Annotated in this window: 14 protein-coding genes; 10 read left to right on the forward strand and 4 right to left on the reverse strand. The window is 59.1% G+C overall.

Features of this window, described 5'->3' with window-relative positions:
* The first annotated feature begins 116 nt into the window (after window positions 1–116).
* Together metH and ACA043_RS16400 are read left to right on the forward strand one after the other, a co-directional pair.
* On the forward strand, window positions 117–3,827 hold the full coding sequence (gene metH, locus ACA043_RS16395) for a methionine synthase (RefSeq protein ID WP_497657419.1): 3,711 nt from the start codon (window positions 117–119) through the stop codon (window positions 3,825–3,827).
* Between the two features lie 126 nt (window positions 3,828–3,953).
* Window positions 3,954–4,172, forward strand: a complete 219-nt coding sequence (locus tag ACA043_RS16400; protein WP_401266795.1) for a DUF2970 domain-containing protein — start codon at window positions 3,954–3,956, stop codon at window positions 4,170–4,172.
* A gap of 6 nt (window positions 4,173–4,178) precedes the next feature.
* Here the strand turns inward: ACA043_RS16400 and ACA043_RS16405 are convergent, their stop codons facing one another.
* A complete protein-coding gene (locus tag ACA043_RS16405; protein ID WP_497657420.1) occupies window positions 4,179–5,252 on the reverse strand; it encodes an ABC transporter substrate-binding protein in 1,074 nt (357 codons plus the stop codon).
* A gap of 523 nt (window positions 5,253–5,775) precedes the next feature.
* On the opposite strand from ACA043_RS16405, the gene ACA043_RS16410 reads away from it, so the two are divergent.
* Both ACA043_RS16410 and ACA043_RS16415 read left to right on the forward strand, forming a co-directional pair.
* On the forward strand, window positions 5,776–7,434 hold the full coding sequence (locus ACA043_RS16410) for a nitrite/sulfite reductase (protein WP_187679814.1): 1,659 nt from the start codon (window positions 5,776–5,778) through the stop codon (window positions 7,432–7,434).
* The gene (locus ACA043_RS16415) at window positions 7,418–7,912 is read left to right on the forward strand and encodes a DUF934 domain-containing protein (protein ID WP_187679813.1); all 495 of its coding nucleotides are present in this window, start codon (window positions 7,418–7,420) and stop codon (window positions 7,910–7,912) included. Before ACA043_RS16410 ends, ACA043_RS16415 begins: the two co-directional genes overlap by 17 nt.
* A 64-nt stretch (window positions 7,913–7,976) precedes the next feature.
* On the opposite strand, the gene sohB is transcribed toward ACA043_RS16415, so the two are convergent.
* Window positions 7,977–9,008, reverse strand: coding sequence for a protease SohB (sohB, locus tag ACA043_RS16420; protein WP_497614226.1), 1,032 nt, complete (start codon window positions 9,006–9,008; stop codon window positions 7,977–7,979).
* A gap of 204 nt (window positions 9,009–9,212) precedes the next feature.
* Between sohB and ACA043_RS16425 the strand changes: the two genes are divergently transcribed.
* The 6 genes from ACA043_RS16425 to ACA043_RS16450 all read left to right on the forward strand — a co-directional run bounded on the left by ACA043_RS16425 (window position 9,213) and on the right by ACA043_RS16450 (window position 15,650).
* Entirely contained in the window at window positions 9,213–9,923 is a 711-nt protein-coding gene (locus tag ACA043_RS16425; RefSeq protein WP_497657421.1) for a histidine phosphatase family protein, read from the forward strand.
* A 64-nt stretch (window positions 9,924–9,987) separates the two neighbouring features.
* Window positions 9,988–10,302, forward strand: coding sequence for an SCP2 sterol-binding domain-containing protein (locus ACA043_RS16430; RefSeq protein ID WP_103302367.1), 315 nt, complete (start codon window positions 9,988–9,990; stop codon window positions 10,300–10,302).
* Between the two features lie 195 nt (window positions 10,303–10,497).
* Window positions 10,498–12,216 carry a hydrogenase maturation protein gene (locus ACA043_RS16435; RefSeq protein ID WP_497657422.1) on the forward strand — a complete coding sequence of 573 codons (1,719 nt, stop codon included), beginning with the start codon at window positions 10,498–10,500 and terminating at the stop codon, window positions 12,214–12,216.
* A 239-nt stretch (window positions 12,217–12,455) separates the two neighbouring features.
* The gene (locus tag ACA043_RS16440; protein WP_187679828.1) at window positions 12,456–13,319 is read left to right on the forward strand and encodes a LysR family transcriptional regulator; all 864 of its coding nucleotides are present in this window, start codon (window positions 12,456–12,458) and stop codon (window positions 13,317–13,319) included.
* A gap of 112 nt (window positions 13,320–13,431) precedes the next feature.
* Window positions 13,432–14,577, forward strand: coding sequence for a sterol desaturase/SRPBCC family protein (locus ACA043_RS16445; RefSeq protein ID WP_497657423.1), 1,146 nt, complete (start codon window positions 13,432–13,434; stop codon window positions 14,575–14,577).
* Window positions 14,574–15,650, forward strand: coding sequence for an SMP-30/gluconolactonase/LRE family protein (locus ACA043_RS16450; RefSeq protein ID WP_497657424.1), 1,077 nt, complete (start codon window positions 14,574–14,576; stop codon window positions 15,648–15,650). Before ACA043_RS16445 ends, ACA043_RS16450 begins: the two co-directional genes overlap by 4 nt.
* 62 nt (window positions 15,651–15,712) lie before the next feature.
* On the opposite strand, the gene ACA043_RS16455 is transcribed toward ACA043_RS16450, so the two are convergent.
* Window positions 15,713–15,877: a hypothetical protein gene (locus ACA043_RS16455; protein WP_187679806.1), complete on the reverse strand. Its 165-nt coding sequence runs from the start codon at window positions 15,875–15,877 to the stop codon at window positions 15,713–15,715.
* 109 nt (window positions 15,878–15,986) lie between these two features.
* Window positions 15,987–16,229, reverse strand: a complete 243-nt coding sequence (locus tag ACA043_RS16460) for a DUF465 domain-containing protein (protein ID WP_187679805.1) — start codon at window positions 16,227–16,229, stop codon at window positions 15,987–15,989.
* Between the last annotated feature and the right edge of the window lie 158 nt (window positions 16,230–16,387).

Below are 16,387 nucleotides of genomic sequence, written 5' to 3' on the forward strand. Positions count from 1 at the left end.
CAGTATGACGTTCGTACCAACATGAGCGATATTCATGAAAAACCCCTGCATGCTCTAAAAGCGCACAGGTTTGTTATGATCCCGCTCCTTCGTAATGGTCTTTCCGAGTAGTCCACATGTCCGATCGCAGTGTCCGCCTTCAAGCTCTCAAGCAAGCCCTCAAAGAGCGCATCCTGATACTCGACGGCGGTATGGGCACGATGATCCAGAGCTACAAGCTCGAAGAGCAGGATTATCGCGGCAAACGCTTTGCGGACTGGCCGAGTGACGTCAAAGGCAACAACGACCTCTTGGTGATCACCCGTCCGGACGTGATCGGTGGCATCGAAAAAGCTTACCTGGATGCCGGCGCCGACATTCTGGAAACCAACACCTTCAACGCCACGCGCATTTCCATGGCCGACTACGGCATGGAAGAACTGGCTTACGAACTCAACGTAGAAGGCGCGCGCCTGGCACGCAAGATCGCCGATGCCAAGACCGCCGAGAACCCGGACAAGCCGCGTTTCGTCGCCGGCGTGCTCGGCCCGACCAGCCGAACCTGCTCGCTGTCGCCTGACGTCAACAACCCCGGCTACCGCAACGTCACCTTTGATGAGCTGGTGGAAAACTACACCGAAGCCACCAAAGGTCTGATCGAGGGCGGCGCCGACCTGATCCTGATCGAAACCATTTTCGACACCCTCAACGCCAAAGCAGCCATCTTCGCGGTGCAAGGCGTGTTCGAAGAGCTGCACATCGAACTGCCGATCATGATTTCCGGCACCATTACTGACGCCTCCGGCCGTACGCTGTCGGGCCAGACCACCGAAGCGTTCTGGAACTCCGTGGCGCACGCCAAGCCGATTTCGGTCGGTCTCAACTGCGCGCTGGGCGCCAGTGAGTTGCGTCCGTACCTCGAAGAGCTGTCGAACAAGGCCAGCACCCACGTTTCCGCGCACCCGAACGCCGGCCTGCCGAACGAATTCGGTGAGTACGACGAACTGCCGTCGCAAACCGCCATGGTCATCGAAGAGTTCGCTCAAAGCGGCTTCCTCAATATTGTCGGCGGTTGCTGCGGCACCACGCCGGGGCACATCGAAGCCATCGCCAAAGCCGTGGCCGGTTATGCGCCGCGACAGATTCCGGACATTCCCAAGGCATGCCGCCTGTCGGGTCTGGAGCCGTTTACCATCGATCGCAGCTCGTTGTTCGTCAACGTCGGCGAGCGCACCAACATCACCGGTTCCGCCAAATTCGCCCGTCTGATCCGTGAAGACAACTACACCGAAGCGCTGGAAGTCGCCCTGCAACAGGTCGAGGCTGGCGCGCAGGTGATCGACATCAACATGGACGAAGGGATGCTCGATTCGAAGAAGGCCATGGTGACCTTCCTCAATCTGATTGCCGGTGAGCCGGACATCTCCCGCGTACCGATCATGATCGACTCCTCGAAATGGGAAGTGATCGAAGCCGGCCTCAAGTGCATTCAGGGCAAGGGCATCGTCAACTCGATCAGCATGAAGGAAGGCGTCGAGCAGTTCATCCATCACGCCAAGCTGTGCAAGCGCTACGGCGCCGCCGTGGTGGTGATGGCGTTCGACGAAGCGGGTCAGGCCGACACCGAAGCGCGCAAGAAAGAGATCTGCAAACGCTCCTACGACATTCTGGTCAATGAAGTCGGCTTCCCGCCGGAAGACATCATCTTCGACCCGAACATCTTCGCCGTGGCCACCGGCATCGAAGAACACAACAACTACGCTGTGGACTTCATCAATGCCTGCGCCTACATCCGCGACGAACTGCCGTATGCGCTGACCTCCGGCGGCGTGTCCAACGTGTCGTTCTCGTTCCGAGGCAACAACCCGGTGCGTGAAGCGATTCACTCGGTGTTTCTGCTGTATGCGATCCGCGCCGGCCTGACCATGGGTATCGTCAACGCCGGGCAGCTGGAAATCTATGACCAGATCCCTGTGGAGCTGCGCGACGCCGTCGAAGACGTGGTGCTCAACCGCACCCCGAACGGCACCGACGCCCTCCTCGCCATCGCCGACAAGTACAAGGGCGACGGCAGCGTCAAGGAAGCCGAGACCGAGGAGTGGCGCAACTGGGACGTCAACAAGCGCCTGGAGCATGCGCTGGTCAAGGGCATCACCACACACATCGTCGAAGACACCGAAGAATCGCGCCAGTCGTTCACCCGTCCGATCGAGGTGATCGAAGGTCCGCTGATGTCGGGTATGAACATCGTCGGCGACCTGTTCGGCGCCGGCAAAATGTTCCTGCCGCAAGTGGTGAAATCCGCCCGCGTGATGAAACAGGCCGTAGCGCACCTGATCCCGTTCATCGAACTGGAAAAAGGCGACAAGCCGGAGGCCAAGGGCAAGATCCTCATGGCCACCGTAAAGGGTGACGTGCACGACATCGGCAAGAACATTGTCGGCGTGGTGCTCGGTTGCAACGGCTACGACATCGTCGACCTCGGCGTGATGGTGCCGGCGGAGAAGATCCTGCAAGTGGCCAAAGAGCAGAAATGCGACATCATCGGCCTGTCCGGCCTGATCACGCCGTCGCTGGATGAAATGGTTCACGTGGCCCGCGAGATGCAACGTCAGGATTTCCATTTGCCGCTGATGATCGGTGGTGCGACCACTTCCAAGGCGCACACCGCCGTGAAGATCGAGCCGAAGTACAGCAACGACGCGGTGGTCTACGTGACCGACGCCTCCCGCGCCGTGGGCGTGGCGACGCAGTTGCTGTCGAAAGAATTGAAAGCCGGGTTTGTCGAAAGAACCCGTGCCGAATACGTCGAAGTGCGCGAGCGCACCGCCAACCGCAGCGCCCGTACCGAGCGCCTGAGCTACGCCGCCGCCATCGCCAAGAAGCCGCAGTTCGACTGGGCGACTTACGAGCCGGTCAAACCGACGTTCACCGGCAGCAAGGTGCTGGATAACATTGATCTCAAGGTGTTGGCCGAATACATCGACTGGACGCCGTTCTTCATTTCCTGGGATCTGGCCGGCAAGTTCCCGCGCATCCTCGAAGACGAAGTGGTCGGTGAAGCCGCCACCTCGCTGTACAAGGACGCGCAAGAGATGCTTGCCAAGCTGATCGACGAGAAACTGATCAGTGCCCGCGCCGTGTTCGGTTTCTGGCCGGCCAATCAGGTGCATGACGACGATATCGAGCTGTACGGTGACGACGGCAAGCCATTGGCCAAGCTGCATCACCTGCGCCAGCAGATTATCAAGACCGACGGCAAGCCGAACTTCTCGCTGGCCGACTTTGTAGCGCCAAAAGACAGCGAAGTGACCGACTATGTCGGCGGCTTCATCACCACCGCCGGCATTGGCGCCGAAGAAGTGGCCAAGGCCTATCAGGACGCCGGCGACGATTACAACTCGATCATGGTCAAGGCTCTGGCCGACCGTTTGGCCGAAGCTTGCGCCGAGTGGCTGCACCAGCAGGTGCGTAAAGAGCACTGGGGTTATGCCAAGGACGAAACCCTCGACAACGAAGCGCTGATCAAAGAGCAATACAGCGGCATCCGCCCTGCTCCAGGCTACCCGGCCTGCCCGGATCACACCGAAAAAGCCGCGTTGTTTGCCCTGCTCGATCCCGAGGCACAGGAAATGCGCGCCGGACGCAGCGGTGTGTTCCTCACCGAACACTACGCGATGTTCCCGGCCGCAGCGGTCAGCGGCTGGTATTTCGCCCACCCGCAGGCGCAGTACTTTGCCGTGGGCAAGGTCGACAAGGATCAGGTGGCGAGTTACACCTCGCGCAAAGGTCAGGAGTTGAGTGTGACCGAGCGGTGGTTGGCGCCGAACCTGGGTTACGACAACTAAAAAGATCGCAGCCTTCGGCAGCTCCTGCAGGGTGAACTCATTCCAGTGCAGGAGCTGCCGGAGGCTGCGATCTTTTTTTCAGGGGTTGGCTATGCTTGTCTGACACACACGGCAGACGAGGGATTTATGGACGATCCAGTCGACAACAAACCGCCGAGCTTCTGGCAGATGCTGCACAGCGTGATGGCGGCGGCGTTCGGGGTGCAGAGCGGAAAGAATCGGGCAAGGGACTTCACCCATGGCAAGCCCAGCCATTTCGTGATGTTGGGCATTCTGTTCACTGCGGTGTTTGCCTTGACGCTATTTGCCATCGTCAAACTGGTGGTGCATTTCGCCGGTGTCTGACGCGCTTCAGTGCATCAGGGTCTGCAAGCTGAACGGATAGCGGTACGAGGCCGGGCGCCCCTTGGCCGAGAGCTTGCGGAAATTCACGCCGTAATTCGGCGAGACCCCCATGGCCAGCATTCGCCGGGCGTGAGCCTTGTCGATCAGTTGCATCAATGGCAACTGACGATCGCGACCGCCGTACTGCTCCAGATCGACGCCCTGCTCATGATCATGCAGCTCTACCAGCGCCCAGCCACCCAAGGTGAAGTGTCCGCCCAGCAACGCGCTCAAGCGGCCGTCGATCAGTGCCTGCAATGCTGCGGGTGAGGAATTGACCGCGCTGAATAACGCATCTTTGCCTGGGTTCTTGCCAGTCTCGGAAAACGCCCGCATCGCACCAAACGCCATTTCATCATTGGCCGACCACACCAGTGACACGTTCGGATAGCGGGCGAACAACTGTTTCGCCTGTTCATAGGCACGTTGCTGCGTCCAGCCGCTGTAGACCAATTGGCGCAAGCGCACCTGCGGATGCTCGGCCAACGCGCGCTGCATACCGCGCTCCCGCAACTGCGCAGACGGGGTGATCTTCAACCCGGAAAACGCGAGCAGTTCGATAGGCTCATTCGGAGCCACGGGCGGGTGCAGACGAATCAATTCCTTCATCATCAAATACCCGCCCTCCTCGTCGTTCGGCACCAGACTGCCGACCCGGTCGCTGCGTTCGCCCACCAAAGCCTGCTGATCAGACGTCAGGGCGGCATTGACCATGAACAGCTTCACCCCGCTGTTATCGGCCAGACGCAGAATCTGCGGCGCGACATACTGTTCGTTGACGAATATCAGGTAATCGGGACGATTCGGCCCCTGCAACGCAACGCGGGCCTGAGCCAGCGTCAGTTCGGGCTGGCGCTGTGAATAGAGGATTTGTAGATCGATGCCCAGGTCCCGAGCGGCCGCCTGCATGAATTGCGAATAGCTGACCCAGAAGGCTTCCTGGGTCGAGCCCGGATTGAGGAACAGCACCGACTCCGCCCGTGCGCAGGTTGTGAAAAACGCGCCGAACAGCAGCAGACTGAGGTGAAGAAACTTGCACATGAAGCATCCGGGCCCGAGGAAAAATGGCCGCGCATTATAGCCATTCAATCACCGGCTATTGACGCCTGATCCCGTTTTTTGTCCGACAATCGTCGGGGCCGGGCCCGGACGGGTCGTTTACTGATGACTGACCCAGAATACCGCCGTCCCTACTACCAGAATGATCAGGAACAGAATTGCCCAGGCATCAACGCTGCTATCGCTTTTCCTTGCTTTGGTCGGATTGCTCATTGCATCGCCTCTTATCGGTTTTATCGGTGATTGCAGAAAGACTCGTCCACAGTTAAGACGATGATTGTCCGCACGACAAATGTGGATTAGCTAATAACCGTTCTCGTTAGGCGATTTGGTTCTTTACATATACTCAAACATCACTTTTGCGCATAACTGCAAACGGGTATATTGCCCCGGCTCCGTTAGTGAGTGCGCGGCCGTGCGCGCAGAATTGCAGAGGCAAAATCGGACTCCAGCAAGCGAAAACGCAGCGTTTTCCGAGTAGCCCAAGCCTGAGAACAGGACTTATATGTACGTATACGACGAGTACGATCAGCGGATCATCGAGGACCGCGTCAAGCAGTTCCGTGATCAGACCCGACGCTATCTGGCAGGTGAGCTGAGCGAAGAAGAGTTCCGCCCCCTGCGCCTGCAAAATGGCCTGTACATCCAGCGTTTTGCGCCGATGTTGCGTGTGGCAGTGCCTTACGGCCAGCTGACTTCGCGTCAGACCCGCATGATGGCCAAGATTGCCCGTGACTACGACAAGGGCTACGCCCACATCAGTACGCGGCAGAACGTGCAGTTCAACTGGCCGGCGGTGGAAGACATCCCGGACATCCTCGCTGAACTGGCCACCGTGCAGATGCACGCGATCCAGACCAGTGGCAACTGCCTGCGCAACGTCACTACTGACCAGTTCGCCGGTGTCGCCGCCGACGAGGTGATCGACCCACGCCCATGGTGCGAAATCGTCCGTCAGTGGACCACGTTCCACCCGGAATTCGCTTACCTGCCGCGTAAATTCAAGATCGCCGTCAACGGTTCGACCGCTGACCGTGCAGCCATCGAAGTCCACGACATCGGCCTTGAGCCGGTGCACAACGAAACTGGCGAGCTGGGTTTCCGCGTGCTGGTGGGCGGCGGCCTCGGTCGTACCCCGGTAGTCGGCGCGTTCATCAATGAGTTCCTGCCGTGGCAGGACCTGTTGAGCTACCTCGACGCGATCCTGCGGGTCTACAACCGCTACGGCCGTCGCGACAACAAATACAAGGCGCGGATCAAGATCCTCGTCAAGGCACTGACGCCTGAAGTGTTTGCACAAAAAGTCGATGCGGAAATGGAACACCTGCGCGGTGGCCAGACCACATTGACCGAAGCCGAACTGGATCGCGTCGCCAAGCACTTCGTCGACCCGGACTACAAGGTGCTGGAAAACCAGACTACCCAGTTGGCCGATCTCGATAAAGAACATCCAGGCTTCGCTCGCTGGCGCACCCGCAATACCCTGGCGCACAAGAAGCCGGGTTATGTGGCCGTGACCCTGTCGCTGAAACCGACTGGCGTCGCGCCGGGCGACATCACCGACAAGCAGCTTGACGCCGTCGCCGATCTGGCCGACCGCTACAGCTTCGGTCAACTGCGCACCTCCCATGAGCAGAACATCATTCTCGCTGACGTCGAGCAGAGCCAGTTGTTCACCCTGTGGGGCGAGCTGCGTGAAGGCGGTTTTGCCACGCCGAACATCGGCCTGCTGACCGACATCATCTGCTGCCCGGGCGGTGATTTCTGCTCGCTGGCCAATGCCAAGTCGATCCCGATTGCCGAATCGATCCAGCGTCGTTTCGACGACCTGGACTATCTGTTCGACATCGGCGAACTGGACCTGAACATCTCCGGTTGCATGAACGCCTGTGGTCACCACCACGTCGGCCACATCGGCATCCTCGGGGTGGACAAGAAAGGCGAAGAGTTCTACCAGGTGTCCCTCGGCGGCAGCGCCAGCCGTGACGCGAGTCTGGGCAAGATCCTCGGCCCGTCCTTCGCTCAGGAAGCCATGCCTGACGTCATCTCGAAGCTGATCGACGTGTACGTGGAACAACGTACCGAAGACGAGCGCTTCATCGACACCTATCAGCGTATTGGCATCGACCTCTTCAAGGAACGCGTCTATGCAGCGAATCATTAAGAACAACGAAGTCGTCGACGAAACCTGGCATCTGCTGCCGAAGGATTTCAACATCGACGAGATCAGCAACTGTGACGATCTGATCGTGCCATTGCAGTTGTGGCGCGAACATAGCCGTATGCTCAAGGCCCGCGACGGCGGCCTGGGCGTATGGCTGGACGCCGATGAAGAAGCCGAGGAGATTGGTGACGACGTCGCCGATTTCCAGGTGATCGCGCTGAACTTCCCGGCGTTTACCGACGGCCGCAACTACTCCAACGCGCGTCTGCTGCGTGACCGTTACGGTTTCAAAGGTGAACTGCGGGCGATTGGCGATGTGCTGCGCGACCAACTGTTCTACATGCATCGCTGCGGTTTCGACGCCTTTGCCGTACGTCCGGACAAAGATCCCTATGAAGCCCTCGAGGGTCTCAAGGACTTCTCGGTGACCTATCAGGCCGCCACTGACGAACCGCTGCCGCTGTTCCGTCGCCGCTAAGCCTGCGGTTTACTGGACACAAAAAAACGCCGGTCATTGACCGGCGTTTTTTATGCCTGACTGTTTACCAGAAGCGTTGCTGGGTCAAACGACTCCACCAACTCAACAGCACGCGGTCGACCGAACCGCTGGCCGCCATGCCAATGCGTTCCTGCAGGCTTTTGCGTTCGGCGTAATGCAGGTGATAAACCTCGGCCTGTTTGGCTTTCTGTGCGAGGTATTCATCGCTGGTCTTGAGTTCATCGACCAATTGCTTGTCCAGCGCCGCGACGCCGAGCCAGACTTCGCCGGTCGCCACGTCATCGATAGCCAGTTGCGGGCGGTAGCGGGCAACGAAGTTCTTGAACAGTTGATGGGTAATGTCGAGGTCTTCCTGGAATTTCTCGCGGCCTTTCTCGGTATTTTCGCCAAACACGGTCAGGGTGCGTTTGTATTCACCGGCGGTCAGCACTTCGAAATCGATGTCGTGTTTTTTCAGCAAGCGGTTGACGTTGGGCAATTGCGCGACCACGCCAATCGAGCCGAGAATCGCGAACGGCGCGCTGATAATCTTTTCGCCGATGCACGCCATCATGTAGCCGCCGCTCGCCGCGACCTTGTCGATGCACACGGTCAGCGGCACGCCGGCTTCGCGGATTCGCGCCAGTTGCGACGAAGCCAGTCCATAGCTGTGCACCATGCCACCGCCGCTTTCCAGACGCAGGACGACTTCGTCCTTTGGTGTGGCGAGGGTCAGCAGCGCAGTGATCTCATGACGCAGACTCTCGGTGGCCGAGGCTTTGATGTCGCCGTCGAAATCCAGCACAAACACCCGTGGTTTAACCTCAGGCTTTTTCTTCTGTTTCTTCTCGCTTTTTTCGGCCTTGGCCTCGCTCTTGCGCAAGGCTTTGAGCTGATCCTTGTCGAGCAGGGTTTGCTCCAGGCGCTCACGCAGGCCTTTATAGAAATCATTGAGCTTGCTGACCTGCAACTGGCCAGCCGACTTGCGCCGACCCTTGCTGCGCAATGCGGCAAAACTGGCGAGCACCACCAGAATGGCGATCACCAGAGTGACGGTCTTGGCCAGGAAGCTGGCGTATTCGGACAAAAACTCCACAGAGACTCCTTAAAACGATGCGTGGATGTAACACACACGCGGGATGGCTCCAGCATACCCATGCGCTGGCTCGTCGGCCAGCCGTGAAACCTCTGGCAACACGCCTGTAACGGGCATTTCAAACAAGCGTATGTTTTTTCATTGACAGCTCTCCATCATCCTCATAACCTCGCCAAACCTTCAACGTACCGGGATGACGCGGACGTGGGCAGCATCTACTTGATTCGACATGGCCAGGCCTCCTTTGGTGCAGACGACTATGACGTCCTGTCGCCGACCGGTGTGCGCCAGGCAGAAATCCTCGGTCAACACCTCGCCGAACTGGGGATCCGCTTCGATCGCTGCCTGGCAGGTGATCTGCGCCGCCAGCAACACACGGCCACCAGTGCGCTGGAGCAATTCACCGCCAAAGGCCTGTCGATACCGACCCTGGAAACCGATGCCGCCTTCAACGAGTTCGATGCCGACGCAGTGATTCGTGCCCTGCTCCCGGCGATGCTGGCGGACGAACCCGAAGCCCTCGATATCCTGCGCAACGCCGCGCAAAACCGCAGTGAATTCCAGCGCATTTTCGCGTTGATCATCGAACGCTGGCTGGCCGGCACCTACGACACGCCGGGGCTGGAAAGCTGGCTGGGTTTCGTTGAACGCGTCCAGGCCGGATTGCACCGAATTCTTGAACAGGCCGGCGATAAACAGAAGATCGCCGTGTTCACTTCCGGCGGCACCATCACCGCTTTGCTCCACCTGATTACGCAAATGCCTGCCAAGCAGGCCTTTGAACTGAACTGGCAAATCGTCAACACCTCGCTCAACCAGTTGAAATTCCGCGGTCGCGAGGTGGCGTTGGCCTCCTTCAACAGTCATGCCCATCTGCAACTGTTGAAGGCCCCGGAACTCATCACTTTTCGCTGAGTCCGGATTACTGTGACCCTTGCTGTAATCAACCAGCTCTTATTACCCAAGAAAGGATCGAACCATGACCTCCGTAGCTGATGCCGTACAAGCAATGAAAGCCAAGTTCAACCCAGCCGCTGCTGCCGGTCTGGATCTGGTCTTCGGTTTCCGCATCGACGAGACCAAAAACTTCTCGCTGATCGTCAAAGACAGCACCTGTGAACTGCAAGAAGGCGAGAACCCGGACGCACAGGTCACTCTGGTGATGGACGGCGAAACCCTGGAAGGCATCGTCGACGGTTCGACCGACGGCATGCAAGCGTTCATGGGCGGCAAACTGCGCGCTGAAGGCGACATGATGCTGGCCATGAAACTGTCCGAGCTGTTCCCTTCGTAAGACTGCAGTTCAGCTTCAAACAAATCCCGCCCTTGTGGCGGGATTTTGCGTTTGAGCGCCAGGGAAATTGGCTGACACAACGTTGATCTCGATCACTGGTGTGCGAGCGGTCACTGATTAATCTTCCGGCTCCATCGAAGGCCAGGGAAGGCTCACCGGGAGCCTGCGGCTGATCCCATTCAAGGAAGAATTTTCATGCGACCACTCAACATCATTCTGCTGTCGTCGGCGTTTAACGGATTGACCCAACGTGCCTGGCTGGACCTGCGTGAAGCTGGGCATTCGCCCAGTGTCGTGGTGTTTACCGACGAGGCTTCGGTGTGCGAGCAGATCGAACACAGTGGCGCCGATCTGGTGATCTGCCCGTTCCTCAAGGACCGCGTCCCGCAAGCGCTGTGGAGCAATACCGAACGTCCGGTGGTGATCATCCATCCCGGCATCGTTGGCGATCGTGGCGCCAGTGCGCTGGACTGGGCGATTACCAACGAGCTGACACGCTGGGGCGTGACGGCGCTGCAAGCGGTCGAGGAAATGGACGCCGGGCCGGTCTGGGCTACCTGCGAATTCAATCTGCCGCCCGGATTGCGCAAATCCGAGTTGTACAACGGTCGGGTCAGTGATGCGGCCATTCGCTGCATTCGCGAAGTGGTGGAAAAATTCGTTGAAGGCTTCGTGCCAGTGGTGCTGGACTACACCGACCCGACAGTACGCGGGCGTTTGCAGCCGAACATGAAGCAGGTTGATCGCAGCTTCAGTTGGCACGATTGCGCACGTTTCATCAAACGCAGCATAGACGCGGCGGACGGCCAGCCCGGCGTGCTGGCAAGCCTGGCCGGCGGGCAGTATTACGTGTACGACGCGCACCTGGACTCGCGCACTGGCATGCCCGGCGAAATTCTCGCGGTGCATGACGATGCGGTGCTGGTCGCGGCCGGTGATCAGAGTGTTTGGATCGGCTCGCTGCGGCGCAAACCGCAGCCCGGCGAAGAAACCTTCAAGCAACCGGCGCGGCACGTGCTGGCCGTGCAATTGGTCGATGTACCGCCGCTGGACTGGTCGATTGCCAGTCAGCCGTTCAGCGACGAGGCGTATCAGCCGATTCGCTACCGCGAGTCCGGGCATGTCGGCGAGCTGACCTTCGAGTTCTACAACGGCGCCATGAGCACCGAGCAATGCCGGCGCATGGTTGAAGCGTTGCGCTGGGCCAAGTCCCGCGACACTCAGGTGTTGCTGATCAAGGGTGGGCGCGGGAGCTTTTCCAACGGTGTGCATTTGAATGTGATTCAGGCCGCGCAGGATCCGGGCGCTGAAGCCTGGGCGAATATTCAGGCGATCGATGATGTCTGTGAAGAGTTGCTGAGTGCACGGCAACTGGTGGTCAGCGGCGTGACGGGCAATGCCGGCGCCGGTGGCGTGATGCTCGCTCTGGCTGCCGATATCGTGTTTGCCCGGGCCGATATCGTGCTCAATCCGCATTACAAGAGCATGGGCCTGTATGGCTCGGAAAACTGGACGTACAGCCTGCCCCGCGCCGTCGGCCCGGCAATGGCCGAGCAATTGGCTCAAGCGTGTCTGCCGGTGAGTGCCAGCCAGGCGCTGCAACTGGGCATGGTTCAGGAAATCGGCCCGCGTTGCCCTGATGAGTTTTCATTGTGGTTGTTGCAACGGGCCAACAGCGTTTTGAGCGATCCGACTTACGCCGCTGTGCGTGAACGCAAGTCACGGATTGATCAAGTGCTGATCCAGCAATGCCGCGAAACCGAACTCCAGGAAATGCAGGAAGACATGCTTTACAACCGCAACGGGTTTGCCGAGAAATGCCGCAATTTTGTTTATAAGCGCAAGGCGTGTGGCACCCCGGCGCGGCTGGTGGAGGATTGGGCGCGGGTGCGTTCGGTCGAGTTGGCCAGTTGAGTCGGTGGTGACCGCTTTCCCCTCACCCTGGCCCTCTCCCGAGGGAGAGGGAACCGAGCCGGTGATATTGGCGATCTAAACCGACCTGAGGGTCTTGCTTTGAATCCATAATCGATTCGATCTTTCAGGTCGATGTGTGACGCAAGACACCTCGGTCAATCCCCTCTCCCTCAGGGAGAGGGTTAGGGTGAGGGGCTTTTGCCTTTACAATGCTCGCCACCTCAAACACCGGCCCGCCCATGGACATCGACCTCGCCCGCACCTTCCTCGAAATCGTCCGCCACGGCAGTCTCGCCGCCGCTGCGCAGAAGTTGTTCGTCACGCAAACGGCGATCACCGCCCGGGTACAAAAGCTCGAAAGTCAGTTGGGCAGTACCTTGTTTGTGCGCAATCGCGCCGGGGCGAAATTGACGCCCAATGGTGAAGCGTTCGTGGTCTACGCCAATCAACTGGTGCAGACCTGGGAAGCCGCCCGCCGCGATTTGCCGCTGCCCGAGGGTTATCACAACGTGCTGCACATCGGCGGTGAAGTCAGCCTGTGCAACCCGTTGATGCTCAGTTGGGCGGCCCAATTGCGCGAGAAAATCCCCGGCCATGCCCTGCGCATGGAAATCCGCGATGGCGAAAACCTGCTGCGCCAACTCGAACTCGGTGTGCTCGACGCCGCATTGGTCTATCAACCGGAATACTGGCCGGGATTGCAGGTCGAGCAGGTGCTGGAAGAAAAACTGATTCTGGTGCGTGCGCCGGATCGGCCCGATCCGTACGTTTACATCGACTGGGGGCCGGACTTCCGCCGTCAGCATGATGCCGCTCTGCCGGAAAAAGCCAAAGCTGCGCTGAGTTTCAATCTCGGCCCGCTGGCCCTGCAATACATCCTCGAAAATGGCGGCAGCGGCTACTTCCGTACGCGCGTAGTGCGCACCTATCTGGAAAGCGGCGCACTGGAACCAGTGACCAAAGCCCCTGAATTCGGCTATCCGACCTATCTGGTGTACTCGCGCGATCGCGACTCGGCGACGCTGCAGCAAGCCTTCAACCTGCTGCGCGAAGTGATCCGCACCGATGACGACTGGTCACAACGCTGGAACCCGTTGAGCTGACGCTACCGATTTGCCGCGCAGCATGGCGCATGTGGCCTCAAGGTCTGGGCTGCACAAACGGCGGGATCGGCTAATCTGCCGGGTATAACAACAATACCCACAGGTGAACGCAGTGAGGCAGACCACCGAGGCATTTCGCAGCCGCTATCGCGCGGCGATCCATCCGTTTTACAACCCGTGGCTGCACGGCGTCTTCGTGCTGCTGTTCGGTGTACTGGCCATCGGTGCGTTCTGGAGCACCGTGCAACAGGTCGGTTGGCTGGAATGGCTGACCGTGCCGCTGACGCTGTTGTTGTTCAACTTTGGCGTGTACATGGTCCATCGCCATCTCGGCCACCATAAAAAAGCTTTCGCAAAAATGTTCTACGCTCGGCATGCGGGCGACCATCACAGCTTCTTCACCCCCGGCCACATGACTTACGACAGCGCCCGGGATTGGCGAGTGATTCTGTTCCCGGCGTGGTTGATCGTGATTCACACGCTGGTCATCACTCTGCCGTTGTGGTGGCTTTTCGCGCAGGTCAACGCCAATGTTGCCGGGTTGTTTGGCGGCTGCATGGTCCTGGGTTATCTGGCCTACGAGGTGTTTCACGCCGCTGAACACCTGCCGCCAGACAACCCGCTGACGCGCCTGCCGTGGATTCGCCAGATGCGGCGTTTGCACGAACTGCATCACCGTCGCGAGCGCATGCAGGAGCGCAATTTCAATATCGTCCTGCCACTGATGGACTACCTGTTCGGCACCCTGTACTGGGAGCCGGAAACCTCCCCTTCGAGCTATTCGAGAATGCCCATGACCCGCATGCAGCACACGATCGATATCGCCGGCGACCCGATTGCCGTGCTCGCCTATGCCGCCAGTGTCAGCCACTGGCCCGAGTGGCACCCGTCGTCATTAAAGATCGACGGCGCGCAAGGCCCGTTGCACGCCGGGTCACGGTTTGAAGAAGATATTCATGCCGGCGGACGTGCCGGTCACCTCAGTTGGGAAGTCACCGAGTACTTGCCCGGCCGACGCTGGTGCGCGCGAGCGCAAGGCGATCACGGTTTGTCGTTGCTGCTGACCTACGAGTGCTCGGCTGGAGGCAACGGCACACGGTTTTTGCGCACGCTTGATTATCGCTTCGACGGTTTGGGCATGCGCATTGCCAATCAGTTATTGCTCAAACGCCGCATCGAGCGGGAGTCGGCGGCATCGATGCTCGCGTTGCGCGATAGAGCGGCACAGCATCTGGCGTCCGTGAGGGCCAGCGCATGAGGTGGCGGCGGTTTTTATTGCTGCTGATTGTTGTCGTCATCGCGTATCTGCTGCTGATGCCCACCCGGGTGGAACCGGTCGCGTGGAAACCGGCGTCGGCGCCCTCCCTCAGCGAAGGCGTCTATGCCGACAACCAGCGTCTCAAAGCGACCGAACAGGTTGGGCCGAGTGATATCGAAGGCCCGGAAGCGCTGCTACTGGAGAGCGATTTCCTGATCACCGGGCTGCATGACGGCAGGCTGATCCGCACCAGTCTCGACGGCAAGACGCGCAAAGTTCTGGCTGATACCGGCGGAAGACCGTTGGGGCTGGCGCGGCATCCCAACGGGTTGCTGGTGATCGCCGACGGGGTCAAAGGCTTGCTCTCGCTGGATGCTCAAGGCCAGTTGATTCCCTTGACCACCGCTGCCAACGACCTTGAATTTGGTTTCTCCGACGACGTGGCGATCGACAAATCCGGGCATTATGCCTATTTCAGCGATGCCTCCAGTCGTTGGGGTTACGGCCATGACGGCGAGGCAATCATCGAGCACGGCGGCGACGGCCGTCTGCTGCGCTATGACTTCCAGACTGGCAAAACCAGCGTACTGCTGGACAAACTGGAGTTCGCCAACGGTGTAACCCTCGGCCCGGATGACGCCTACGTGCTGGTCAACGAGACCGGCGCCTACCGCATCAGCCGCTTCTGGCTGACCGGGCCGAAGGCTGGCACCCACGACGTGTTCATCGATAATTTGCCGGGGCTGCCGGACAACCTGGCGTTCAATGGCAGCAACCGCTTTTGGGTCGCCCTCTATGCACCGCGCAATGCGTTACTGGATGGCACTGCCGGATATCCGTTCGTACGCACGATGATCGTGCGGGCGCTGACCGTACTCCCCAAACCGGTGGAAAAGCGCGGATTTGTGTTGGGGCTGGATCTTGAGGGCAAGGTGATTGCCAATTTGCAGGATGCCAGCAGCGGCAATTATTCGCCGATCACCACGGTGCGCGAGTATGGGGACTGGTTGTATTTCGGATCGCTCAAGGCAACGCATATGGCGCGCTTGCCACTGACTGAAGCCCTGAAGTAAGCCTGCTGAATTTGCGCTGGATTGACTGACGCCATCGCTGGCTTGCCAGCGATGGAGGTCTGTCAATTAGAGGATTTATCGAACTTGTCGGGGTCTTCATCCTCCGGCAGTTCTTCAACCGGCTCTTCAGGGAATGCGGTGGTATGCGCCGGGCTATTAGGCTCGGGATGGGTCGGAACCGGGTCGAATGCGCCCTGCTCTTCACTGGGGAATTTGGGATCGTTCATAAGGCACCTCGCAAAGAGTCGATGATGGAAGACTCTGAACATTCGAGGTGCCGGGCGTGGCCGTCGTTCCAGTCAATCTGCAACCGTAGGTCGGCAGGTTAATCAGGGGTCAGGCTTTCGCCTGTAACTGCTGGACGATCTTGTCTTTGACCTGCAAGCGCTTCTCTTTGAGTTTCTTCAGTGCGTCGTCACTGGGGGCATCCGACTGGGCGGTTTCGGCCTTGACCACTTCGGCATCAGCTTCGGCATACTTGTTGATCAATGAATCCAGTAACGGATCGTTGGAGCGTTTGTGCTGGATCTCTTCCTTTGCAATCTTCAAGTCCTGTAACAGGTCATGGGGAACCGGCATGGAACACCTCCATCAGTTGATCGGGCGGCCAACGCGACCGATTGCGCTGGCCAGTTACCAGAATGGCCTCGGTTGAGGCGTTCTGTCGACCACCTGTCAGACCAGCGGTGGCCGTTCGTCGCCCTGTCGCAAATGCGATAAAACCTTTGTCCGTCGCC

It is taken from the genome of Pseudomonas sp. LBUM1648 (assembly GCF_059716145.1).

Excerpts from the sequence above, each read along its gene's own strand:
- metH (WP_497657419.1), top strand. The coding sequence starts at position 117 with ATGTCCGATCGCAGTGTCCGCCTTCAAGCTCTCAAGCAAGCCCTCAAA.
- ACA043_RS16400 (WP_401266795.1), top strand. The coding sequence starts at position 3,954 with ATGGACGATCCAGTCGACAACAAACCGCCGAGCTTCTGGCAGATGCTG.
- ACA043_RS16405 (WP_497657420.1), bottom strand. The coding sequence starts at position 5,252 with ATGTGCAAGTTTCTTCACCTCAGTCTGCTGCTGTTCGGCGCGTTTTTC.
- ACA043_RS16410 (WP_187679814.1), top strand. The coding sequence starts at position 5,776 with ATGTACGTATACGACGAGTACGATCAGCGGATCATCGAGGACCGCGTC.
- ACA043_RS16415 (WP_187679813.1), top strand. The coding sequence starts at position 7,418 with ATGCAGCGAATCATTAAGAACAACGAAGTCGTCGACGAAACCTGGCAT.
- ACA043_RS16430 (WP_103302367.1), top strand. The coding sequence starts at position 9,988 with ATGACCTCCGTAGCTGATGCCGTACAAGCAATGAAAGCCAAGTTCAAC.
- ACA043_RS16435 (WP_497657422.1), top strand. The coding sequence starts at position 10,498 with ATGCGACCACTCAACATCATTCTGCTGTCGTCGGCGTTTAACGGATTG.
- ACA043_RS16440 (WP_187679828.1), top strand. The coding sequence starts at position 12,456 with ATGGACATCGACCTCGCCCGCACCTTCCTCGAAATCGTCCGCCACGGC.
- ACA043_RS16450 (WP_497657424.1), top strand. The coding sequence starts at position 14,574 with ATGAGGTGGCGGCGGTTTTTATTGCTGCTGATTGTTGTCGTCATCGCG.
- ACA043_RS16455 (WP_187679806.1), bottom strand. The coding sequence starts at position 15,877 with ATGAACGATCCCAAATTCCCCAGTGAAGAGCAGGGCGCATTCGACCCG.
- ACA043_RS16460 (WP_187679805.1), bottom strand. The coding sequence starts at position 16,229 with ATGCCGGTTCCCCATGACCTGTTACAGGACTTGAAGATTGCAAAGGAA.